We start from the raw sequence: 23045 nt of genomic DNA on the forward strand, positions 1-23045 counted from the left end.
ATGATAATTTAAGGGTGCAATTTACATAAATTTTAAAATAAAAATCATTAAAAATAACACAAAACACAAAATATGACAACAATGTTTTTTATTAAGAAAAGGAGCTTAGTTTTCGGAAAAAATTGGTATTTTCGAGGAATAGCCCCGATGGAAGCGAAAAGCCCGGAATGGATAAAATTAATTTTTCTTGCACCAAAAAAGCGACTAAAAGAAGCTCTTTTTGGGGCTTAGAAAAATAATTTTACACATGAGGACTTGCAGTGTACAGCGGGGGATAAAGCTCCTAATTATTTTTAGAAAATTTTAAACAAATGCAAAAAATTACAATACTTATCCATTGTGAAGACAAGAAAGCGATTATTGCTTCAGTGACCAATTATATTGCTTCGATCGATGGGAATATTATTTACTTGGACCAGCATGTCGATGCCGATGAAAATGTATTTTTCATGCGCTTAGAATGCGAATTCAGTAAAGCCACCTGGAATCTTGAAGCCATAAAAGACCATTTTCAGAGCAATCTTGCGACTCCTTTTAATATGACTTGGGAGATGTATCCTCAGGATCAAAAACCAAAAATGGCGTTGTTTGTTTCAAAATACGACCATTGTTTGTATGATATTTTAGGACGTTATTGTGCTGGCGAATTGCCTCTCGAAATCCCTTTAATCATAAGCAATCACGAAGATTTAAAACCCGTTGCGGAGCGATTTAACATTCCGTTTTTTCATGTTCCTTTTACAAAAGACAATAAAGAAGAAGGCGAAAAAGCACAGCTTGAATTATTGAAAAAGTTTGATGTCGATTTTATTGTTTTGGCACGCTATATGCAAATTATTACGCCAAATCAGATTGCTCTTTACAAAAATAAAATCATCAATATTCATCATTCGTTTTTACCTGCATTTCCGGGAGCCAAGCCCTATCATTCGGCTTTCAAGCGTGGGGTAAAAATTATAGGCGCCACCAGTCATTATGTTACCGAAGGATTGGATGAAGGACCAATTATTGAGCAAGATATTTCGAGAGTTACCCACAGCCATTCGATAGAAGATTTTATTATGAAAGGTCGTGATCTCGAACGCATGGTACTTGCCAGAGCAATTAAACTGCATGCCGAGCGAAAAACGATGGTATATAATAACAAAACGGTTGTATTCTCTTAGGAACGCAGCCGTTTTTTATTTGATTTCAACAATACAATTCTAGTTAAAAATAACTTTTGCATTTTTTTGGGAAAATTTCAAATCGATAGAACATTTGATTTGTCTACTTTTGAAAAAAAAAAAAATCAAAATGAAGAAAGCCCTACTCCTACTTCTCATCCTGCCAGCAATTAGCCATGCACAATTCAAGGATATAATTACAAAAACAACAGAAAAAATTACGACAATTACCAAAACAACTGGCAGTGTCGACATTGCAGCTGGATTAAAAGAAGCGCTTAACAAAGGAATTACAGAGCAGGTTTCTAAATTAACCGCAACCGATGGATTTTATAAAAACGAAGCTGTAAAAATTTTAATGCCTGAAGAATTAGCCAAAGTTGACCGAACCCTGAGAAAAATGGGGATGTCAAAACTAGCAGATGAAGGAATACTGGCATTGAACAGAGCTGCAGAAGATGCTGTAAAAGAAGCGACACCTATATTTGTCAACGCTATAAAAAATATTACAATTACTGATGCCAAAAGCATTTTACTGGGAAATGACAATGCCGCAACAGTGTATCTACAATCGTCTACATCAACTGCTTTGTACGCAAAATTTAGTCCTGTAGTACAACAATCAATTGGGAAAGTTGGAGCAGATGTCGTTTGGTCTACTATCATAAAACAATACAATACGATTCCGTTTGTAACCAAAGTAAATCCAGATGTAACCGATTATGTAACCAACAAAGCTTTGGATGGTGTTTTTAAAATGATTACAGTGGAAGAAAAAAATATAAGAACTGACTTGAACGCAAGAACTTCGGATGTCTTGAAAAAAGTATTTGCTTTACAAGATAAAAAATAAAGGAAGTAATTTCAATGGCAATTTTAATTTCAATAAAAAAAAGAGCAACCTAAATTTATTTAAACGATTGAAAATAAATGAGTTAGGTATTTCAAACATTCAAATAAACGAATATGTTAAAATCAAATTGTAAATCTTAACTCTTTTAGATTAACTAATAACAATTCCTTAACAGCAAAACATCAACATTATACTGATCTTTACAGAGTAATAAACTGGTTATTTATTATTTTGGTTTTGGTTAGTTATAAATTGCCTGCATCTATACGGTGCAGGCATTTTTTATTGGGCTGTATTTATAAAAGATAAAACGGCAGTATTAAAAGCATTTGGTTGCTCTACATTAACAACATGTCCGCAATTTTCGATAACGAATAATCTGGAAGATTTATAGTGACTTTCCACGACTTTACGTACCGAAGGCAAGAACATATAATCTTCTTCGCCCATAACATACAATGTTGGGATATTCAATTCTACCTGACGAAACCATTTTAGAACGGGATTTATCTCGGCAGTTAGCTTAAACCACTTGATAAACTCTTTTTGATATAATTTTTTGGCTTCATTTATAAAAAGTGAGCGGGATTGTTTGTGACTTTTCTTGGGCATAATCACAAAAGCAAAGAATTTGTATAAAACCAAATAAGGCAATACATATTTAAAGGCATTCCCTAATCGCATTAAAATTTGTGAACGGAAATTCATTTTTAAAATAGCGCCGCCCAAAATCATACTTTGCACACGATTTGGATACATTTCTGCCAATTGTCTAATAAGGATGGTTCCTAACGAGATGCCGACAAAATGTGATTTCTCTATTTTAAGGTGGTCCAAAACCTCGAGAATATCATTGGCCAAAGCCGAAAAAGTATATTTTTGCTTGAATGCCGTTTTTAGTGTTGGTTTTGATTCTCCATGTCCCCTTAAATCCAGTAACAAAACATTATAATTTTTTTGAAAATCCCTAATTTGTTTGAACCAAATAGACGAACTTCCTCCAGCGCCATGCACAAATGTGACCCATTGCTTGCTATTCTCGTTCTTGTATATTGTGTAGTTAATCACTTAGATATGTATATTTTTGACAAATATAGTTTTTTTTCAGACTTAATTAAGACTTCTTGGTATTTTAGACTTCTTTGATTATTAGACTTCTTAAATACTATTATGAAAATACTTAAAATAATCAAAAGCCTTCAACAACCTACTTCCGTACCAGGAGAACATTTCTCCATCTACCAAAACAGTTCTGGTATTGTTAGTATCTCTGGCTATTTCATAACCGTCATCCGCTTTGAATGGAAACGGTTCTGAGGAGAGTAAAATTAGATCCAGATCACCATCCTCTTCCATTTTTTCAAGATCAATTTCAGGGTAGCGTTCCTTGTCAGCAAAGTGATTCTGAAAATGATTCAACTTTAATAATTCATCTATAAAGGTTCCCGAACCAGCTACCATATATGGGTTTTTCCATATAAAATAAGCCACTTTTTTAAGTGGAATGTCTTTAATAAAATGTTTAAAATCGCTCAAGGCAAAAGTCAATTTTTCGTTCCATTTTCTGGCTTCGATTCTCTTGTCAAAAAGTTGCCCAAAGTCAGTAATCATTTGAAAATTATCTTCCAGAGTAACAATATCGGTTACCCAAACTGGACAAATTTCACGCAATTCTTCAACCATTTCTTTGGTATTTTCCTCTTTATTGCAAACAATAATATCGGGTTCCAGCAAACGGATTTTCTCGTAATTGACTTTTTTGGTTCCGCCAACGATTTTTTTGGTCGATTTGAAATGATACGGATGCACACAAAACTTGGTGATTCCAACTATTCTATCTTCCAGACCCAAATCATAAAGTAATTCGGTTTGGGAAGGCACAAGAGAAACAATTCGCTTTGGCGAAGATTGAAAAGAATGAGAAGTACCAAGTTGATCGATTAGAGTTTTCATAATGTTATTCCGCAAACATTCGCGAAACATACGCAAAGATTCGCAAAGTTGATTTTAGACAAAAATTTTAAAGATTAATCAATGAATTATTTTATTTCGTTTAAAATTAAACACAAACAACTTTAAACCTTTTAACCCATTAAACTTTAAATGTTTAAACAAATAAACCCTTTAAAATCTCCTCCATTTCTTGTTGCATTTTCAAAGCTTCGGTTCTTGCAACATCGGCATAATCAGTTCCGTTTGAAGCATAAATAATCCCTCGTGACGAATTGATAAGCAAACCAATAGTGTCATTCATTCCGTATTTGCAGACCTCCGAAAGACTTCCGCCTTGTGCTCCAACTCCCGGAACCAGCAAGAAACTGTCGGGTACAATTTTACGGACTTCAGTAAAATATTCGGCTTTGGTAGCACCAACCACATACATTAGGTTTTTACTGTTTTTCCAGGTTTTGGAAGTTTCTAATACGTGTTTGTATAATTCCTTTCCGTCCACTTGTAAGGTCTGGAAATCAAAAGCGCCTTCATTGGATGTTAAAGCCAACATGATGGTGTGCTTATTTTCGAATGCGAGAAAAGGCTCCACTGAATCTTTTCCCATATAAGGAGCGACAGTTACACTATCAAAATTTAAATCTTCAAAAAAAGCTTTTGCATACATCGAAGAAGTGTTTCCGATATCGCCACGCTTTGCATCGGCAATAGTAAAAATGTCAGGATGGTTCTCATTGATGTAATTTATTGTCTTTTGCAATGACATCCAGCCTTTTATTCCATAAGCTTCAAAGAATGCAATATTGGGTTTATAGGCAACTGCCAAATCGTGTGTCGCATCAATTATGGCTTTGTTGAATTCAAAAATCGGGTCTTCTAATTCTAATAAATGCTTCGGAATTTTATTTAAATCCACATCCAAACCTACGCATAGAAATGATTTTTTAATTTTAATTTGATTGATTAATTGTTCTGTTGTCATCCCTATTTGATTTAAAGCAATATTATTTTACGAGAATTAGCTCTCTTTTTAGAAGGTATGCAAAAATAAAAAAAGCCATTCAATAAAGAATGGCTTTTTAAAAATATATTAATTAGTCCTTATTTCACAATAGATGTTCCATCAACACCACCAATATATACAATCTCAGTTCTTCTGTTTTCTGCTCTGCCTTCTGGAGTTTCATTAGATTTTACTGGATTTTGATCCCCAAAACCTTTCGAAGTCAAATTCGCCGGATTTACTCCTTTGGCAATCAAAGCATCCATAACCACTTTTGCTCTGGCTTCAGATAGCTTTAGATTTGCTTTCGGATTCCCCACATTATCGGTATAGCCATTAATTGCAAATTTTGCATTCGGATAATTAATCAAAATTTCTTTGATAGCATCCAATCGGCCTGATGTTTCGCCTTTTCTGGCATCGCTCAGAGTAGCTTTGCCTGTATTAAAGAAAATAGAACGTGCTTCCACTCTTAATTGTTCCAGCGTAGCTTCTGTCACTTTTGGGCAACCTTTGTTTTCAACAGGTCCAAAAAGCAATGGACAACCATCAACATCATCCGGAACGGTATCGCCATCGGCATCCAAAACTGGAATAGGGCAACCTGCATTGCTTACTGGTCCTGCAACTGTTGGACATTTATCATCTTTATCAAGCACCCCATCTCCATCCGTATCTGGCCAAGGACAACCTTTGTTTTCTACTGGCCCTGCTACGTTTACACATGCATCAACATTGTCAAGAACGGTATCTTTATCAGCATCTCCCCAAGGACATCCTTTATTTTCTACAGGACCTGCTACATTTACACAAGCATCATCTTTATCAAATACTTTGTCTCCATCAGTATCTGGCCATGGACAACCGTGGTTTTCAACCGGACCCGCAACCAATGGGCAATCATCAAATTTATCTAATACTCCATCTTCGTCTGTATCCTTAAATTTCTTTTGATACACAGGATACTTAATTCCGACATAAAAATCAGCTGCTTTAGAATCATCAGATACCAAATTGGTAATAACCGAACTAGAACCAACAAAAATAGGTCCAAAACGCACAGCCGTGCCCACTTGAGTTCCGCTATATTCCATGTAGCTAATTGGCAATGAGAACGTAAACCATCTCGATTCATAACGAGGAATCAAACTAACTGAATTTGCAATACTGTTCCCGTTAATGGTGTTTTTATTTATCAAACTTATATCTCCGTTTAAGTTCAAATAGAATTTATTATGAATATTCCAATCTACATTGGCATGAAAAGCTGTTGGTAAATTCGTTTTTCCTCCATTAGAAGTAGACACTTTTGTATAATTTGCTTCCAAAAAGTCATACAAATTATCGGCAGCATCAATCATATCCTGAGTAACAACACCATTCAAGTTATAGGTGTCTTGTTGCGCATTTTTGTAATTTATAGAACCAATATCAGTCACCGAAACACCAAAACGCAATTTGTATTTATTAACTGATTTGAAATTATTATCAACTGGTTTGGCGTTATTCAAATCATATTTTTGATAATCTGGTCTCCATTCGTAAACAAATCCCAAGTCAAATCCTACACCCATAGAGTTCGCATCAAATTTAAAATCATTATTGGAGTTGGTTACAAAATCCTGACTACTTCCTAGTGTAAGCATTCCAGTGGTAACCAATTGACTATTTCCTGGATTAACATTGTCTTTAACAAATCCTGCCGAAACATCATTAGAATTTATATATCCGTTTACTCCTCCTTGCAAATATTTAACGGTCAAACCTCCTTTTAAGAAATTTTGATTGTTATTCCATAATACAGCTGCATACGAAAGACCAATTTCACCCCAAGAATTCGAAACACCATTCGGGTTACCTCCTTTAAACAAAAAGTTATCGGCATCATCCAATCCATTTTTTACTTCATCAACTAGATTACCATTAACTCCAACTACATTCGAAAAAGTTCTCGCTCTTGTAAAAATGGCAAGAGAGTGTTTTGGCGCCAAATTAAACATAAACGAAGGTCCCATAGCATCAAAACTGGTAATTCCGTTATTGTCGGTAGTAGGCGTCATTTTTGCCTGTGTATCAAAATCATAACCCGACTTTGTTGCATCAAGTAGGTTAACACCATATAAATCGTTCCCAACAGCTGCGCTTACCGAAAATAAATTGATATCGGTTTTAAAACGAGAATCGACAATTGTTGCCGGATTAAAAAGTACGCCTTGCACTCCTGCATAATTATCGGGGAAATAGCCCATATACGATTGCCCGTTCGATTTTGCAATTGAAAACAGAACAATTAAAAAAAGTAATGATTTTTTCATTAAGTAGATTTTAGGTTAATATTGGTTAAGGTATTGTAATTATTTTAATACGGTTTTAATTTATTTTACATCGCAAAAGCACAAAAAAAACACTTAATTAATTTCAATATCAATTAAGTGTTTCTTCTTATCAATTTGTATGCTTAAAAAACCTCACTCGCTTCTTTCAGTTTTTCCATGTTGTTTACCAAGGCCAGCTCATCAACAATTTTCTGGATATCACCATTCATGATATTTCCCAAATCGTATAATGTCAAACCTACACGGTGATCCGTCACACGCCCTTGAGCATAATTATACGTACGAATCTTGGCCGAACGGTCGCCCGAACTTACTTGCGAGGTACGCTTGGTAGCATCTTCTGCTTGCTTTTTGGCCAATTCCTGTTCGTACAAACGAGAACGCAAAACGCCCAAAGCTTTGTCTTTATTCTTGTGTTGTGATTTTTGATCCTGACATTGCGCCACCAATCCTGTCGGAATGTGTGTCAAACGTACTGCCGATTTCGTAGTATTTACCGATTGTCCACCAGGTCCAGACGAGCAAAAGAAATCCACACGTACATCATTCATATCAATCTGTACATCAAATTCCTCTGCTTCCGGAAGGACCATCACCGTTGCTGCCGAGGTATGTACACGTCCTTGTGTTTCTGTTTGAGGTACCCGTTGCACACGGTGAACACCTGCTTCAAACTTCAAAGTTCCATAAACATCTTCTCCGGTAACTTCAAAAATTACCTCTTTGAAACCACCCGAAGTACCTTCGTTCATATCCACAACCGAAGTTCTCCAGCCTTGACCTTCGCAATATTTAGTGTACATTCTGAACAAATCTCCTGCAAAAATACTGGCTTCGTCCCCACCCGTACCTGCGCGAATCTCCACCATCACGTTTTTGGCATCTTCTGGATCTTTCGGGATCAGCATGAATTTTATTTCATCCTCCAATTCCGGCAATCTTTCCTTGGCTTCTTCGAGTTGCATTTTGGCCATCTCCGTCATATCGGCATCACTACCGTCAGCAATAATTTCGTTTGCTTCATCGATATTTGCCATCAAAAGCACATATTCATCACGCTTTTCTGCCAAAGCTTTTAAATTCTTATACTCTTGATTCAATTGCACATAACGCTTCTGATCTGAGATTACATCCGGCTGAATGATCAAATCCGAAATCTCATCGAAACGTTGTTTTACTATTTGAAGTCTATCTAACATTTTCTTATTCCTTTTATTGGAGTGCAAAAGTACAAAAAAACTATTCAGTTTACAATTTACCGTAACCAGAGAATTTAATTAAGAAAATTTAGGAGCTGTTTCCTGCTGTCCGTTTCAATCTTTTGTGCCGAACACCGGCACAAAAGGATTTTCACTACCATCAGGGCTAGGGCTTTTCGTTTTTTAAGGAGCCTTTACGGTTTCCCGTAATATTCCGGAATAAAAACAAATTATTTTTAAAAACAGCTACAAGACTATCTATTTTTTTATCAGTGTTTTCGGCATTAATTTATATATTTGAGAAATTCCAACTCCGACAATAAATCTCAAAAAAATTCAGCTCCCCGCTCTACGAAGTCTCCCGACTTCGTCACACACGCTGAGCAAGAAATACAAAACCATCCCGAACCCTCGTATTTGCAATTCGAGTCCGATAGCGAATTTGCAATCCGTGCCCGCAATATTGGTAAAAACATTTGATAAAATATCAAAGCAATTTAGACCTTCCCACTTTATAGACACAAAACCTCCAAACTCATTTGATTTTGGAGGTTTTTTGTATTCAAAATAGTAGAAAACAAGTTCAGGACTTGGTTAACCACGTCCTGAGCAGGGTTTACCACGTTATACAACGGGATAGATGGCGTCTCAAACGGGGTAAACCACGTTCTATAACGGGGCATTTGCCGTCTAGGACGTGGTCGACCACGTTACTAGACGGGGTAAACGCATTGCAAGACGTGGTAAACGGAGTTTGGGACGTGGTAGGGCACAAAAAAATGGAAAATAAACTTGTTTCTTTATCGTTTGGTACTGTATGATTTGGCTAAGCCATATAGCATAATGCAACCCGTTCCCAAAACAACAAGCAACTAAGAAAATACTAAATACTCAAAGTAAAAAAAGCTACAAATTTTAAAGCTTTTTATTATATTTATAAACAGAAAACATCAAACTTTGTGGGCACGGAGTGCACTTCTGCCAACGGAATTTTAAAAAATTTTAAAAAATGAAAACCTATTTTGTAGATTCTTTTACTAATGAAAAATTCAAAGGAAATCCAGCTGCGGTTTGTCTTCCTGAGGATGAATTAGATGTTGCCACCATGCAAAGCATTGCTACAGAAATTGGTTTTTCTGAAACTGCTTTTATAAAACAAATCACCGACAATACCTATAGCATTCGCTTTTTTACGCCAAAGATTGAAATCCCACTATGTGGACACGCCACATTGGCTTCTTCAAAAATTATTTTCAACACAACTTCATTTGACAGTATAAAATTTATCAACTGTGAAAATGTCGAGTTGCTTATTGAAAAAGTAAAAAATAAAATCAAAATGCAATTTCCTGTTTATGACACTATAGAAACAACCGTGCCTCAAAAGATGATAGATGCACTTGGAATTTCTGAAATTGCGAATAAAAGATACAGCCCTAAAAATAAAATAATTTTAATTGAAATTGAGAGTGCAATGGAATTGGCAAATTTAAAACCTGATTTTACCGCTCTATTAAATTCATATACAGGAATAAATGGGGTTCTGGTCACTGCTATTTCAGACAGCAAAAATTTTGATTTTCATTACAGGTATTTTTGGCCTTGGGCAGGAACTAACGAGGATCCTGTAACGGGCGGAATTCAAACTTTTTTGACAAAATATTGGGCAACAAAGCTGAACAAAACAAAATTGAATGCTTATCAGTCTTCAGTAAGAACAGGAACTATGAGTACCGAACTTTTACAGGACAACGTTTTTATTTTGGGCGAAGCGGTGACTGTATTGGAAGGGGAATTTATTTTAAAATAATACAAATGGAAATGCTAAAATATTTGTTATGTTGGTTTCCGATGGTTTTACTAGCAGTCCTAAATGGAGCTGCGAGAGATTTATGGTATACTAAATACACTGGTGCATTAGCGGCACATCAAATTTCTACATTTTTTTTAATTATACTCATTGGACTTTACTGTTGTTTGGTTGTAAAATGGTTTCCTCCCAATTCTGAAAAACAGGCTTTATTCATTGGAATTGTCTGGACGCTTTTGACACTGGCATTTGAGTTTGGTTTTGGGCTACTCCGCGGAAATTCTTGGAAACAACTATTACATACCTATAATTTTACCGAAGGACAAATTTGGATTCTTATCCCAATTTGGGTTGCAATAGCACCTTATATCGTTTACAGATTTATATCAAAATAAGTCAGGCGCAGCATTCCATAAAATTTCATTTCAATACCAATTTCAAAATTCCTAATTTGCGGCTTCAAAATCAGTAGAAGAAAATGAAGGTCTGTATTGCCGAAAAACCAAGTGTAGCACGCGAAATCGCATCCGTTTTGGGAGCCAATATCAAGCACGACGGCTATTACGAAGGCAATGGCTATCAGGTTACTTATACTTTTGGACATTTATGCACCCTAAAAGAACCTAACGATTACAAACCCAATTGGAAAAGCTGGGATTTGAACAACCTCCCGATGCTTCCCGACAAATTCGAAACCAAAGTGGTGCAGAATTCGGGTATTCAAAAGCAATTCAGGATCATAAAAAGTCTATTCAACAAAGCCGAGTTGGTTATCAACTGCGGGGATGCTGGACAAGAAGGAGAACTCATTCAACGTTGGGTCATGAACGAAGCCCATTACAAAGGAGAAGTTCAACGCTTATGGATTTCGTCGCTGACCACCGAAGCCATCAAAGAAGGTTTCCAAAACCTGAAACCATCCGCCAACTACGATAATTTATACTACGCAGGGTTTTCCAGAGCCATTGGCGACTGGTTGCTTGGCATGAACGCTACCCGTTTGTACACCGTAAAACACGGTGGTTATAAACAAGTATTGTCTATCGGTCGGGTGCAAACCCCAACGCTGGCAATGGTCGTTGACCGATTTAAAGAAATTGAGAATTTCAAACCGCAACCCTATTGGGAATTACAGACTTTATACAGGGAAACACTTTTCAGCTATGAAGACGGACGCTTTCTAAAAAAGGAAGATGGCGAAATTTTGGCTAACAAAGTCAAGGAAAGCGAGTTCGAAATTGTTTCTGTCGAAAAAAAGAATGGCAATGAGTTTGCTCCTAAGCTTTTTGATTTAACAGGTTTGCAAGTATATTGCAATCAAAAATTTGGGTTTTCGGCAGATGAAACACTCAAAATTGTTCAGACACTGTACGAACAAAAAGTAGTCACCTACCCCAGAGTCGATACCACGTTTTTACCTAACGACATCTACCCAAAAGTGCCGGGAATATTAAAAAACTTAACCAATTATAATGCATTGACGCAGCCTCTTTTGGAAAAAAAGATTAAAAAATCGCCCAAAGTTTTCAACGACAAAAAAGTAACCGATCACCACGCGATTATTCCAACGGGAGTGCAAAGTAATTTGCAATACAATCAGCAACAAGTGTATGATATTATTGTAAAGCGTTTTATAGCGGTGTTCTATGATGATTGTTTGGTGGCCAACACCACAGTAACCGGAAAAGCAGCCGATGTACTCTTTAAAACCACTGGAAAAGAAATCTTAAAAAAAGGATTTCGAATAGTTTTTGAAGACCCAAATGCCAAAGAAAAAGAAGCCGACATCTTGCCCAGTTTTGTTGTAGGCGAAAAAGGACCGCACCAACCTTCATTTTTGGAAAAGGAAACCAAGCCACCCAATCAGTTTACCGAGGCCACCTTATTGCGCGCCATGGAAACTGCAGGCAAACAGATAGACGACGAGGACTTACGCGAATTGATGAAAGAAAACGGCATTGGACGGCCATCAACACGGGCCAATATTATCGAAACGCTCTTTAGACGCCAATACATTGTTCGAAACAAAAAACAAGTATTGCCAACACCAACTGGGATTCAACTGATTGACACCATCCAAAATGATTTAATAAAATCAGCTGAACTTACCGGTTCATGGGAAAAGCAGTTGAAAGATATTGAAAAAGGGACGTTTACAGCCGGTGCATTTATCAACAATATGAAACGTATGGTAGATGCCTTGGTGTATGAAGTACGAAGCGAAACCAGGCGTGCCAATATTTCGCATGAAGGAAGTGTTCAAAAGCAAGAAGCTACGGTTGAGAAAAAGAAAGCGGCGGGTATTTTGGGTGAAGTTTGTCCGAAATGCAAAAAAACATCGCTCATAAAAGGAAAATCGGCTTACGGCTGTGGTGATTACAAAGCCGGTTGTACTTTTGTATTGCCCTATACTTTTGCCGAGAAAAAAATATCAGAGAATCAATATTTAAGATTGCTCCAAAAAGGATCGACCGTAAATTTAAAAGACTTCAAAACCGATGCTGGCACTGTGGAAGGTTTGCTTCGCTTTGATGAGAATTTCATACTCAAACTGGAACCGAAAAAAACTGTCCCAAAACCAACGCCGAACGAATTAACATGCCCGAAATGCAAAAAAGGAACTATTCTGAAAGGGAAAACCGCTTATGGTTGCGGTGATTATAAATTGGGCTGTGATTTTAAAGTCACTTTTGATATGGTTAGAGAAAAACTGAAAGACCAAAAACCTACCAAAGAATTGGTTCATTCTATTTTGAATGAAAGTATCTAAAATCATTTTAAACATATAAGTCATGTAAGTTTAAAGAAAATTTGTAAAAGCAATTACTTATATGGTAAACCTTTGATTCCAAAATTTTAAGAACAACACTATTCTATTTTTTTATAAATTAGCTTATTCAAAATAACACCAAATATTTACGCCAATGTTTCAAAAAGCAACTCTTATACTGTTTTTGTTAGCCATCGTTTCCTGCAAAAACTCTGAAGCCAACGAGAAAGACAAAATAAAAACAGCCAACTGGCTCCTCGGAAAATGGGAAACCAAAACCGCAGACGGCATTCTATCCGAAAGCTGGAAACAATTGAACGACAGTACTTTTCAAGGAGAATCTTTCTTTATCAAAGGCAAAGATACATTGCATTTTGAAACCCTAACATTGCAACAAAAGGGAGAAGAATTATTTTATAACGCCACCGTAAAAGGACAAAATGAGAACAAGGCAGTCACTTTTAAAATGACTATTGGAACAGCAAATCAACTGGTTTTTGAAAATCCAAGACACGATTACCCCCAAAAAATTACCTACAACCAGATAAAAAAAGATAGTTTGGTCGCGGCTATTATTGGCGTGCAACTCGGCAAACCTAGCGCTGAGAAATTTGGGATGAAAAAGTCCGAATAATAAAAAACAATCTTAATCCTATAAAAATAGACCTTGCCCAACACTGGTAAGGTTTTTTTTATACCCTAAAACATTGAAAAAGAACTACTAAAAAATTAATAAATTTTATTATTCATATTTAGTCTAAATAAGTTTGTCTATTAAAAAATGAGTTTTATATTTGTGCTGTTATTTTTAATTATTCCAAATAAACGATATGAAGACTTTTTTAATTCCCTCAATTCTATTTTTATTTTGTTTCAATATACAAGCACAAGAAACAGCAAGCAACACCACAAATTCAAACAATAATGATATCTATTATTTCTCTTCAGACACTATAAAATCACCAAATGATACCGTAAAAAAACGAAGAAGAGGAGAAATTCTTCATGAAGTTATTATAACAACCAATCAACAACCCAAACAGGTGTCGGCCGTTCGTTCAGGATTGAAAACAATGGACAATCCACAAAGTGTACAAATCGTGACAAGCGAAATTATAACCCAACAACAAAGCATCCGTTTGAGTGATGTTGTAAAAAATATTAATGGTGTCTATGTTGGGTCTGCCAGAGGTGGCGCTCAGGAAACGTTTTGGTCCAGAGGTTATGACATGTCTGCCAATAATATGTACAAAAATGGTTTTCGTTACAATGGAGGCTCAATGCCCGAAGTTGCATCCTTGGAAAAAGTCGAGGTGGTAAAAGGAAGTGCTTCTATATTATACGGAAATGTATCTCCGGGAGGAATTTTAAATATGGTTACCAAAGCCCCTTCATTTACCCAAGGAGGTACGGTAGAAATGCAAGTAGGTAGCTACTCATTTTACAAACCTTCGATTGATATTTACGGACCAATAAATGATATTATTGCTTACCGATTTGTAGGAACTTACGAAAACTCAGAAAGCTTTAGAGATGTGGTAAAAAACGAACGTTATTACATAAACCCTTCAGTTCTTTTTAAAGCGAGTGAAAATACAGAAATCCTTTTGCAGGGAGATTATTTAAAAAGCTATTGGACTCCCGATTTTGGAACTGGCGCCATTGGAAAAGATATAGCCGATGTGCCGCGAAATAATTTTTATGGCGCCTTATGGTCAAATGGTCTTACAAAACAAGCTTCGTTTTCAGGTTTATTAAATCATTCTTTCAATGACAATTGGAAATTAAATTTCAATGTGGGCTTACAAAATTATGACAGAACATCGATAGGTACAGAGCGCATACAAATAGACCCTAAAACAGTACCATACGGAACCTGGAACAGACCTTTAGGACAAAATAAAGCTTTTGAGCAAATAGTAGGAGAACAATTAAGTGTTCAGGGTATTTTCAATACCGGTGCAATAAAACACCAAATATTTACAGGAGTTGATCTGGACAATACAATTGCAGATGCGTATACCTATGTGTTCAAGGAAAAAGCAGTAATGGTGGGTGGTAAATATGACCCAAGTCTTTATGACACGATCAATCTATTCACTTTTGATCCCAATACACAAAGGAATGATATTCCAATGGCTACGAATACCAAAATTGTAAAAACGAACACTAACCGTTTTGGAATATATGCTCAAGATTTAATTTCGATTACCGAAAAAATAAAAATTTTGGCAGGAATTCGTTGGTCTTGGCAGGAAGCTGCAGTAAATACACTCGATTTGACTAAAAACCCAATCGTTAGTACAGAAACTCCCAAACGAAAAGACGAGGCTTTCTCTCCAAAATTAGGTTTGATTTATCAGCCATCGATAAATACTTCATTATTTGCCAGTTATGCAAGTTCTTTTGTCCCAAATACTGGTACAACTGTTGCCTTAGAACCTATAGAAGCCTCTATTATTGACCAATACGAAGTGGGTGTAAAAAACAACTTCCTAAAAGGTTTGTTAAGCACGAATGTTACGCTTTATCATATTATCAATAGCAATTTAGCACAAACAGCTGAATTTAAAGCGGACGGTTCATTAAATTCAGATACAACCATAAAAGTATTGAGTGGAGAAACTACCAGCAAAGGAATAGAAATTGACATTACTGGAAGACCGCTAAACGGTTTGAATATAACCGCTGGATACAGTTATAATGACATGCGTTATACCAAAACTTCAGGGCTTAACGGAAGCTTTATTGAAGGAGATCGCCTAGTAAGAACCCCAGCAAACACAGCCAACTTAAGCTTTTTCTACACCTTGCCAACTGGTGCTTTAAAAGGAATGTCGTTTGGCGCAATGGGTAATTATATTGGAGATCGAATCGGAGGCTGGAACAATCTAATTGTAATCGATTCAAAAACGGGAGCAAAAACAATTAATGACAGAGAAATTCCTATGCAAGCCTACACTACTATTGATTGTTCGGTAGGTTACAATTGGAGACAATTTTCTATCTTGTGCAAGTTATCAAACATTACCAATGAGTTGAATTATACAATACACGAAAATTACAGTGTAAACCCAATTGCTCCTCGCCAAGTAATGACTAGCTTAAAATACCAGTTTTAATTAAACCTTTTACAAAGGAGTTAGTCTAATTTTTTAAATATAAAAATTCAACTTAACTTTCAAAAAAAATCAAGAAATGAAAAAAATCAACTTTAGAAATTTACACCGTGATTTAGGCTACTTCTATATCGGTCTTATTGTGTCCTTTGCCTTTTCGGGCCTAATGATGAACCACAGAGATGCTTGGCATCCCGAAAAATATACTACAGAAACTAAAACCATCGACGTAAAACTCCCTGCCGAAAGCGAAATCAACGATGACTTCGCCGAAGAGTTAGGAAAAAAATTGAATATTGATGATAAATTCAGACGCCAAATGGTAAAAAAAGGAACCTTCAAAATGTCTTTTGAAAACCATGATGTAGAAATTGACATGAAAACGGGTAAAGGTGAAATTGTTTCTTTCATTAAAACTCCTATTATCAGTCAGGCTATGAAATTGCACAAAAATGATTCCAATTTCTGGATTTATTATTCTGATATTTTTGCGTTGAGTTTAATCACTATAGCCTTAACAGGTACTATTATGATCAAAGCCGGGAAATTCAGCTGGAAAAATAGAGGTTGGAAACTGGCTGTAGCAGGAGTTATCTTCCCTTTATTATTCTTGATTTTGTTTGGATAAAAGTTTAATTATTATAAACTCACAAACCTCGTTTAGCAATAGACGAGGTTTTTTATTTTGTAAAAAAACAAACGGATTTTAACTATATTTGAAAGAATTATTAACCTTTTGCACCAATTCTAAACATAATATTTCAATATCTTTTAATTATTTATAAATAAACAAATCAATATGTCAGAAACCAAAAAGAACCAATTAAAGAAAAGCTTGGGCTTAAGTTTTAATATTGCGGTATTAATTGGTAGCACAATTGGCGTTGGCATACTCCGCACACCAGGAGCAATTGCAGGAATGCTCGATAATTATTGGTTGATTATTAGCTGTTGGATTTTTGGAGGAATCTATATTTTAATAGGTGTAAACTCCTATGCCGAATTGGCTACAATGTTACCCAAAGCAGGAGGATCCTATAATTATATCAAAAGAGCTTTTGGTGAATATGCCGGTTTCTTATCCGGTTGGTATGATTATATTACCAATGCAATTCCTCCCGCATTTTATTGTATCGTCATTAGCGAATATGTAATTATTTTGTTTCCACGTTTAGAAAACAATGCTACAGCTATTGCTCTTTCTTTTTTACTTGCGTTTCTATTTCTCCATATCACTGGTGTAAAAAGCGGCAGTATTATCCAACAATTAACCAGTGTCATTAAAGTCGTTTTCTTTGCGGCATTAATTGTCGCCTGTTTCATATATTCGGGCATACAGCTACCACCTATAGAAAAACACAGTTCTTTCTTTGAAATCGGAATTCTATTTGGATTTTTCAAATCACTTCAATTAATCATCGGTACATATGACGGTTGGTATTCCGTTAGCTTTTTTGCAGAAGAAGATGAGAACCCGAGTAAGAACATCCCCAAATCATTATACATTGGAGCCATACTGGTAATACTGATTTATGTATTGCTTAATATGGCATTTTTCCATGTTTTACCAGTGGCTTCTTTGGCCAATTCGCCATTGGCAGCAGCAGATGTTGCAAAAGTAGTTTTCGGAAAAAATGGAGCTGTTATTGTTACTGTCATAGCTATTTTCTCACTGATTAGTATCTTGAATGCCTTTATGATGATCCCCGCAAGAATATTATTTGGATTGAGCCGAGATGGCTTTTTTATTCAAAAAGGAATGACCGTAAACAAAGGCGGAACTCCAATTGTGGCTCTTTTAGTTTCATCATTATTTAGTTTAGTTTTAATTTGCATAGGGTCGTTTGAAGTGTTATTTTCCTTTGGAACGTTCATGTCGGTTATCGTTTGGGGATTGGCATATTGTTCTCTTATAAAATTAAGAAGCAAAGAACCCGATTTACCCAGACCTTATCGCTCCAGATGGTATCCTTGGTCAACCTTAATTGCTATTATGGCAACATTAGGTTTATTAATTGGTTTTGTATATAGTGATACTAAAAACTTTCTAATCATATTGATAATCACATTTATTTCATACCCTTTATTTTTATTAATAAATCGAACTAATAAAAAAGAATAAATACAGTAAAACTAAAAATCCCAATCCTGAAAATTTCAGTATTGGGATTTTATATTTTCGAAAAGTCTAGTTTTTATTTCAAACTCAATAAACTTTGCTCAATCGTGGAAATTTTAGAAAGTGCATCGGCCTCTTTTTGTCTTTCGTTTTCAATGATTTCTGGCTTGGCATTGGCTACGAATTTTTCATTAGACAATTTAACCTGAACCGATTTTAAGAATCCTTGAGTATAAATCAACTCAGCAGTTAGTTTTGCTATTTCTTCTTCTACATTGATATTCCCGGTGATTGGAATAAAATACTCATTCGATTTTACTCTAAAGGACAAAGCTCCATCTACTTTATCAGAAACATATTCCAAAGATGTGATGTTTCCTAATTTGGTTACAACCGAATCAAAATAAGTAGAAATCTTATCATTATTCACCACTTTCAATTCGATCGTATCTTTGAACGGAATATTTTTGTCTTTACGAATCGTTCTAATTCCAGAAATCACTTCAATTGTACTTTCAAAATCCGTAATTAATTGTGCATTGAACGGTTTCATTTCTGGCCAAGTCGAAACAATTAAGGCTTTTTCTATCGTTCTTTCTGCAATAATTTGCCAAATTTCCTCCGTCAAGAACGGCATAAATGGATGCAATAATTTTAGGTTGTTTTCAAGCATTTCTATCGCTTTCGCAAAAGTTACGCTGTCAATCGGCTGTTGGTAAGCTGGTTTGATCATTTCCAAAAACCAAGAACAGAAATCGTCCCAAACCAATTTGTAAATCCCCATCAAAGCATCGGAAATTCTGTATTTCTCAAAATTATCTTCGATTTCAATAAGTGTTTGTTGCAATTTGGCTTCGTACCACTCAATGGCTACTTTAGACGATTCTGGTTGCGGAATCGAATCAGTAACTTCCCATCCCTTTATCAATTTGAAGGCATTCCAAATTTTATTGGTAAATCCTTTTCCTTGATTGCACAACTCTTCGTCAAACATAATGTCATTTCCTGCAGAAGCGCTCAAAAGCAGTCCCACACGAACACCGTCTGCACCAAATCTTTCGATTAATTCTAATGGCTCTGGTGAATTCCCTAAAGATTTAGACATTTTACGTCTTTGTTTGTCTCGAACTAATCCGGTTAAATACACATTCGTAAAAGGTTTTTTGCCTGTATATTCATAACCTGCAATTATCATTCTGGCTACCCAGAAAAACAAAATATCTGGACCAGTAACTAAATCATTGGTTGGATAATAGTATTTAAAATCTTCATTTTCTGGATCCATAATTCCACCAAAAACTGACATTGGCCACAGCCAAGAAGAAAACCAAGTATCTAGAGCATCGACGTCTTGACGAAGGTCACTCATTGCCAATTCTTGATTGTTGGTTTTAGCTTTCGCTAAAATTAATGCTTCTTCAATATTTTCAGCAACTACAAAATCTTCTTTTCCATCTCCATAGAAGTAAGCAGGAATTTGTTGTCCCCACCACAACTGACGAGAAATATTCCAATCACGAATGTTGTTTAACCAATGTGCATAAGTGTTTTCAAAACGCTTTGGATGCAATTTAATATCGCCATCCACCAAAACGGATTGAATGGCTGGTTTTACTAAATCTTCCATTTTCAAGAACCATTGGTCAGACAAACGAGGTTCAATCACGGCTTTAGTTCTTTCAGAAGTTCCTACCTTATTCAGGTGTGTTTCGGTTTTAGCCAAAGCACCATTCGATTCTAATTCTTTTACAATTTCGGTACGAACCACGAAACGGTCTTTCCCTTGATAATGCAATCCAAAACTATTTAGCGTAGCATCATCATTGAAAATATCAATAATCTCTAAATTGTGTTTTTCTCCTAACGTTTTATCATTCATATCGTGAGCAGGAGTCACTTTTAGACAACCAGTTCCAAATTCGATATCAACATATTCATCCTCTATAATAGGAATAACTCTTCCACAAATAGGAACAATCGCTTTTTTACCTTTCAAATGAGCAAATCGCTCGTCATTTGGGTTGATACAAATAGCAGTATCCCCAAAAATAGTCTCTGGACGTGTTGTAGCAACGGTCAAGAAATCTTCATTTCCTTCAATTTTATATTTTAGAAAATATAGTTTCCCTTGTTGCTCTTCATAAATTACTTCTTCGTCAGACAGAGTGGTTTTGGCTTCTGGATCCCAGTTTACCATTCGATACCCACGATAAATCAACCCTTTATTGTACAAATCCACAAAAGAGCGAATTACTGAAGCTGACATGTCAGGATCCATTGTAAACTTGGTACGGTCCCAATCACAGGAACAACCCAATTGTTTCAACTGTTCCAAGATAGTCCCTCCGTATTTGTCTGTCCATTCATAAGCATGTTTCAGAAATTCTTCACGACTTAGATCGGATTTATTAATTCCTTCGGCTTTCAATTTGGCAACCACTTTGGCTTCTGTGGCAATAGAAGCATGATCCGTTCCCGGAACCCAACAAGCGTTGAACCCTTTAAGACGCGCTCTTCGTATCAAAACATCTTGAATCGTATTATTAAGCATGTGCCCCATGTGCAAAACCCCAGTCACATTTGGTGGTGGAATCACAATTGTATAAGGTGTTCTATGGTCTGGTTCTGAATGAAAATAATTATTTTTCATCCAATAGTCATACCATTTATTTTCAATAGTTTTTGCGTCAAATTGTGCAGGAATTGTCATTTTATTGTGGATTATTTTAATCGTTAATTTGGATTTCAGTATAATCGATTAAATAAATAATCGATTATACAAATAAACTTTAACCTTTGGTTTGATTTTTGTTGTCTATTATAAAGGACAAAAGTAAATAATTAAGCACAGTATAAAAAGAGAAATAAAAAATTGTGCATTAATTAAAAGATACTATATTTACTAAGCCTACTAAAAAACAACATAATGAAAAATAGTATAACATTTATCGTATTGCTTTTTATAAGTAGTATTAGCTTCGCTCAAAGCGGCCCTAGAATAGATATTCATCAAGCAGACAATACAGTTGACTATGGCAAAGTAACCAAACAAAACGACAACGGTATTAGGAATTTTACATTTACAAATACTGGAGATGCACCATTAATTATTATATCAATTCAATCGACTGCAAGTTGCACAATAACATACAAACCTAGTCAACCCATTCTTCCTGGAAAAGCTGATCGGATTGAAATAAAATATAATATGACTCTTGGTCCAATTCGAAAAACCATTACCGTAGACACAAACGCGATAAATTATGATGAAGGTAGGGTTCCCTTAAAAATAAAAGGTGAAGTACTCAGTAATTAACGTAAAACATATTTAAAATCTCTTTTTGATTGTACCAAAAAGAGATTTTTATTATAAAATATCATGCAATTGAAATTTGAAATCTAAAATTTGACTATCTCTTTCGACTTCTAAATAAATCCAAATTTCTTCGTCAGATTTAAACATATCATTTATTTTTTGTAAAGAATAATTATAAACAGGTGATTTGTTAATCTTTAAAACAATATCTCCAACTTGCAAACCGCAAATTGCAGCTGGTGAATTTTTCCGAACATTTGATATTTCATAAATAGGTTTTAACTGAAATTTATATTTGAAATTATCTGTAACTTTTTCTCCCCTAGAGTCAAAAGTAACAGCTCCAGAAATAGGAACCGTTTCTAATTTCACAGTTTCTTGCACCCACTGCAAACCATTATGTTGTATCTCAACCCCGCTTTTATTATAAGTAAAAGGTTCGTTGAAATTAGAATTTTTCTTTAGAAACAATTCTCCATTTGAATAATTAAAAATGACCGAAAAACGTTTTAAAATTTCTCCACCAATAGACCCTACTCTATTTTGAACCATGCGGACATTTTTGATTGAACTCGAATCAGGGAATGCAACAATTGGATATTTGAAATCATATTTATTGAATGAAAAACCTTCAATTCTCGCCCTTTTTCCTTCAATATCTCCGCTAAAACCTTTACCCAAAAAATCGTCAAAATTTTTAGCGGGGACTCTAATGCTGTCCGACAAATTCTGAAAAAGCCAAACAGAATCGCTATTCCCAATATCTATCAATAATTTTACCGCAACATTGGATTTGTTAATAGCTATATTCCCCGTTAAATAAGGTTTTTGTTTTTCAATAGTAATTCCAGTTTTATCGTATTTTTTTTCTATTTTTTTTCTATTCGAGCTATTATTTTTATAGACTACTACTTTTTTACTACTATAATTTATGCGTACAAAATTATCTTTAAAAAACTGATACCCAATAATACCGTTTACAGGAATACCGATTTGAGAAGACAAGTTAAAACTTTGATCTAGGATAACATAAATAAGCTGATGATTTGATCTTAATCCATCCAATTCCAAAATATTATTGGTTGTTTTTAGCCCTTCAATAGCTTCCTCACTACCCAAACCCTTCAACGTTATTTTTTCCGAATTGTAAAAACTAACCTCTTGATTTTCCTCCAAACTAAAAAGAATTGTCTCTTCAACTCCCGTATCTAATAAAAAGTTAAGTTCTACTCCATTTACTTTTATTGGAATAAAAACCAAATTATTAATCAACTTAATAGGAACTGTTACTTTTTCAACTCCTTTATCAAACACAAATCCTTCTTGGCTTAAAACTGGTAAAATATGTATCAAAAAAAGGAAAATTGTACAAATTCTTTTCATTTAGTTATATTTCTATATTAT

At 35.2% G+C, this 23045-nt stretch carries 17 protein-coding genes; 10 read left to right on the plus strand and 7 right to left on the minus strand.

All coding sequences use genetic code 11. The features are described 5' to 3' along the window. The first annotated feature begins 311 nt into the window (after nucleotides 1-311). Both purU and OLM57_RS18370 read left to right on the plus strand, forming a co-directional pair. A complete protein-coding gene (gene purU, locus OLM57_RS18365; protein WP_264565141.1) occupies nucleotides 312-1166 on the plus strand; it encodes a formyltetrahydrofolate deformylase in 855 nt (284 codons plus the stop codon). A 130-nt stretch (nucleotides 1167-1296) separates the two neighbouring features. Beyond that, nucleotides 1297-2019 carry a DUF4197 domain-containing protein gene (locus OLM57_RS18370; RefSeq protein WP_264565142.1) on the plus strand — a complete coding sequence of 241 codons (723 nt, stop codon included), beginning with the start codon at nucleotides 1297-1299 and terminating at the stop codon, nucleotides 2017-2019. Between the two features lie 282 nt (nucleotides 2020-2301). Here OLM57_RS18370 and OLM57_RS18375 read toward each other — a convergent pair whose 3' ends face one another. The 5 genes from OLM57_RS18375 to prfA form a co-directional block, all read right to left on the minus strand. Continuing rightward, nucleotides 2302-3087 carry an alpha/beta fold hydrolase gene (locus OLM57_RS18375; protein WP_264565143.1) on the minus strand — a complete coding sequence of 262 codons (786 nt, stop codon included), beginning with the start codon at nucleotides 3085-3087 and terminating at the stop codon, nucleotides 2302-2304. Nucleotides 3088-3177: 90 nt separating this feature from the next. Beyond that, nucleotides 3178-3972: an ABC transporter substrate-binding protein gene (locus OLM57_RS18380; RefSeq protein ID WP_264565144.1), complete on the minus strand. Its 795-nt coding sequence runs from the start codon at nucleotides 3970-3972 to the stop codon at nucleotides 3178-3180. Nucleotides 3973-4126: 154 nt separating this feature from the next. Further along, nucleotides 4127-4951 (minus strand): orotidine-5'-phosphate decarboxylase, encoded by an 825-nt coding sequence (gene pyrF, locus OLM57_RS18385; protein ID WP_264565145.1) that lies wholly within the window; start codon nucleotides 4949-4951, stop codon nucleotides 4127-4129. A gap of 119 nt (nucleotides 4952-5070) precedes the next feature. Then, nucleotides 5071-7287, minus strand: coding sequence for a DUF5723 family protein (locus OLM57_RS18390; RefSeq protein WP_264565146.1), 2217 nt, complete (start codon nucleotides 7285-7287; stop codon nucleotides 5071-5073). A gap of 143 nt (nucleotides 7288-7430) precedes the next feature. Beyond that, the gene (prfA, locus tag OLM57_RS18395; protein WP_264565147.1) at nucleotides 7431-8507 is read right to left on the minus strand and encodes a peptide chain release factor 1; all 1077 of its coding nucleotides are present in this window, start codon (nucleotides 8505-8507) and stop codon (nucleotides 7431-7433) included. A 1009-nt stretch (nucleotides 8508-9516) separates the two neighbouring features. Between prfA and OLM57_RS18400 the strand changes: the two genes are divergently transcribed. The 7 genes from OLM57_RS18400 (at nucleotide 9517) to OLM57_RS18430 (ending at nucleotide 18328) form a co-directional block, all read left to right on the plus strand. Beyond that, nucleotides 9517-10317: a PhzF family phenazine biosynthesis protein gene (locus OLM57_RS18400; protein ID WP_264565148.1), complete on the plus strand. Its 801-nt coding sequence runs from the start codon at nucleotides 9517-9519 to the stop codon at nucleotides 10315-10317. Nucleotides 10318-10322: 5 nt separating this feature from the next. Beyond that, entirely contained in the window at nucleotides 10323-10712 is a 390-nt protein-coding gene (locus OLM57_RS18405; protein WP_264565149.1) for a hypothetical protein, read from the plus strand. Between the two features lie 83 nt (nucleotides 10713-10795). Further along, complete coding sequence (locus OLM57_RS18410) at nucleotides 10796-13087, plus strand: DNA topoisomerase 3 (protein WP_264565150.1); 2292 nt, start codon at nucleotides 10796-10798, stop codon at nucleotides 13085-13087. A 154-nt stretch (nucleotides 13088-13241) separates the two neighbouring features. Next, on the plus strand, nucleotides 13242-13721 hold the full coding sequence (locus OLM57_RS18415; protein WP_264565151.1) for a DUF6265 family protein: 480 nt from the start codon (nucleotides 13242-13244) through the stop codon (nucleotides 13719-13721). A 196-nt stretch (nucleotides 13722-13917) separates the two neighbouring features. Further along, nucleotides 13918-16209 (plus strand): TonB-dependent siderophore receptor, encoded by a 2292-nt coding sequence (locus OLM57_RS18420; protein WP_264565152.1) that lies wholly within the window; start codon nucleotides 13918-13920, stop codon nucleotides 16207-16209. A 76-nt stretch (nucleotides 16210-16285) separates the two neighbouring features. After that, nucleotides 16286-16834, plus strand: a complete 549-nt coding sequence (locus OLM57_RS18425; protein ID WP_264565153.1) for a PepSY-associated TM helix domain-containing protein — start codon at nucleotides 16286-16288, stop codon at nucleotides 16832-16834. A gap of 171 nt (nucleotides 16835-17005) precedes the next feature. After that, the gene (locus tag OLM57_RS18430) at nucleotides 17006-18328 is read left to right on the plus strand and encodes an APC family permease (RefSeq protein WP_264565154.1); all 1323 of its coding nucleotides are present in this window, start codon (nucleotides 17006-17008) and stop codon (nucleotides 18326-18328) included. 73 nt (nucleotides 18329-18401) lie between these two features. Here OLM57_RS18430 and OLM57_RS18435 read toward each other — a convergent pair whose 3' ends face one another. After that, nucleotides 18402-21035, minus strand: a complete 2634-nt coding sequence (locus OLM57_RS18435) for a valine--tRNA ligase (RefSeq protein WP_264565155.1) — start codon at nucleotides 21033-21035, stop codon at nucleotides 18402-18404. 216 nt (nucleotides 21036-21251) lie between these two features. Here OLM57_RS18435 and OLM57_RS18440 point away from each other — a divergent pair, with 216 nt between their 5' ends. Next, entirely contained in the window at nucleotides 21252-21641 is a 390-nt protein-coding gene (locus tag OLM57_RS18440; protein ID WP_264565156.1) for a DUF1573 domain-containing protein, read from the plus strand. A 51-nt stretch (nucleotides 21642-21692) separates the two neighbouring features. Here the strand turns inward: OLM57_RS18440 and OLM57_RS18445 are convergent, their stop codons facing one another. Continuing rightward, the gene (locus tag OLM57_RS18445; protein ID WP_264565157.1) at nucleotides 21693-23024 is read right to left on the minus strand and encodes a PDZ domain-containing protein; all 1332 of its coding nucleotides are present in this window, start codon (nucleotides 23022-23024) and stop codon (nucleotides 21693-21695) included. Nucleotides 23025-23045: the final 21 nt, after the last annotated feature.

It is taken from the genome of Flavobacterium sp. N3904, from assembly GCF_025947305.1.
Lineage (GTDB): Bacteria > Bacteroidota > Bacteroidia > Flavobacteriales > Flavobacteriaceae > Flavobacterium.

What these genes read in the sequence shown, in the direction of transcription:
- OLM57_RS18415 (WP_264565151.1), top strand. Translation starts at nt 13,242, where the DNA reads ATGTTTCAAAAAGCAACTCTTATACTGTTTTTGTTAGCCATCGTTTCC.
- OLM57_RS18420 (WP_264565152.1), top strand. Translation starts at nt 13,918, where the DNA reads ATGAAGACTTTTTTAATTCCCTCAATTCTATTTTTATTTTGTTTCAAT.
- OLM57_RS18440 (WP_264565156.1), top strand. Translation starts at nt 21,252, where the DNA reads ATGAAAAATAGTATAACATTTATCGTATTGCTTTTTATAAGTAGTATT.
- purU (WP_264565141.1), top strand. Translation starts at nt 312, where the DNA reads ATGCAAAAAATTACAATACTTATCCATTGTGAAGACAAGAAAGCGATT.
- OLM57_RS18430 (WP_264565154.1), top strand. Translation starts at nt 17,006, where the DNA reads ATGTCAGAAACCAAAAAGAACCAATTAAAGAAAAGCTTGGGCTTAAGT.
- OLM57_RS18370 (WP_264565142.1), top strand. Translation starts at nt 1,297, where the DNA reads ATGAAGAAAGCCCTACTCCTACTTCTCATCCTGCCAGCAATTAGCCAT.
- OLM57_RS18400 (WP_264565148.1), top strand. Translation starts at nt 9,517, where the DNA reads ATGAAAACCTATTTTGTAGATTCTTTTACTAATGAAAAATTCAAAGGA.
- OLM57_RS18435 (WP_264565155.1), bottom strand. Translation starts at nt 21,035, where the DNA reads ATGACAATTCCTGCACAATTTGACGCAAAAACTATTGAAAATAAATGG.
- OLM57_RS18380 (WP_264565144.1), bottom strand. Translation starts at nt 3,972, where the DNA reads ATGAAAACTCTAATCGATCAACTTGGTACTTCTCATTCTTTTCAATCT.
- OLM57_RS18425 (WP_264565153.1), top strand. Translation starts at nt 16,286, where the DNA reads ATGAAAAAAATCAACTTTAGAAATTTACACCGTGATTTAGGCTACTTC.
- OLM57_RS18390 (WP_264565146.1), bottom strand. Translation starts at nt 7,287, where the DNA reads ATGAAAAAATCATTACTTTTTTTAATTGTTCTGTTTTCAATTGCAAAA.
- pyrF (WP_264565145.1), bottom strand. Translation starts at nt 4,951, where the DNA reads ATGACAACAGAACAATTAATCAATCAAATTAAAATTAAAAAATCATTT.
- OLM57_RS18410 (WP_264565150.1), top strand. Translation starts at nt 10,796, where the DNA reads ATGAAGGTCTGTATTGCCGAAAAACCAAGTGTAGCACGCGAAATCGCA.
- OLM57_RS18405 (WP_264565149.1), top strand. Translation starts at nt 10,323, where the DNA reads ATGGAAATGCTAAAATATTTGTTATGTTGGTTTCCGATGGTTTTACTA.
- OLM57_RS18445 (WP_264565157.1), bottom strand. Translation starts at nt 23,024, where the DNA reads ATGAAAAGAATTTGTACAATTTTCCTTTTTTTGATACATATTTTACCA.
- prfA (WP_264565147.1), bottom strand. Translation starts at nt 8,507, where the DNA reads ATGTTAGATAGACTTCAAATAGTAAAACAACGTTTCGATGAGATTTCG.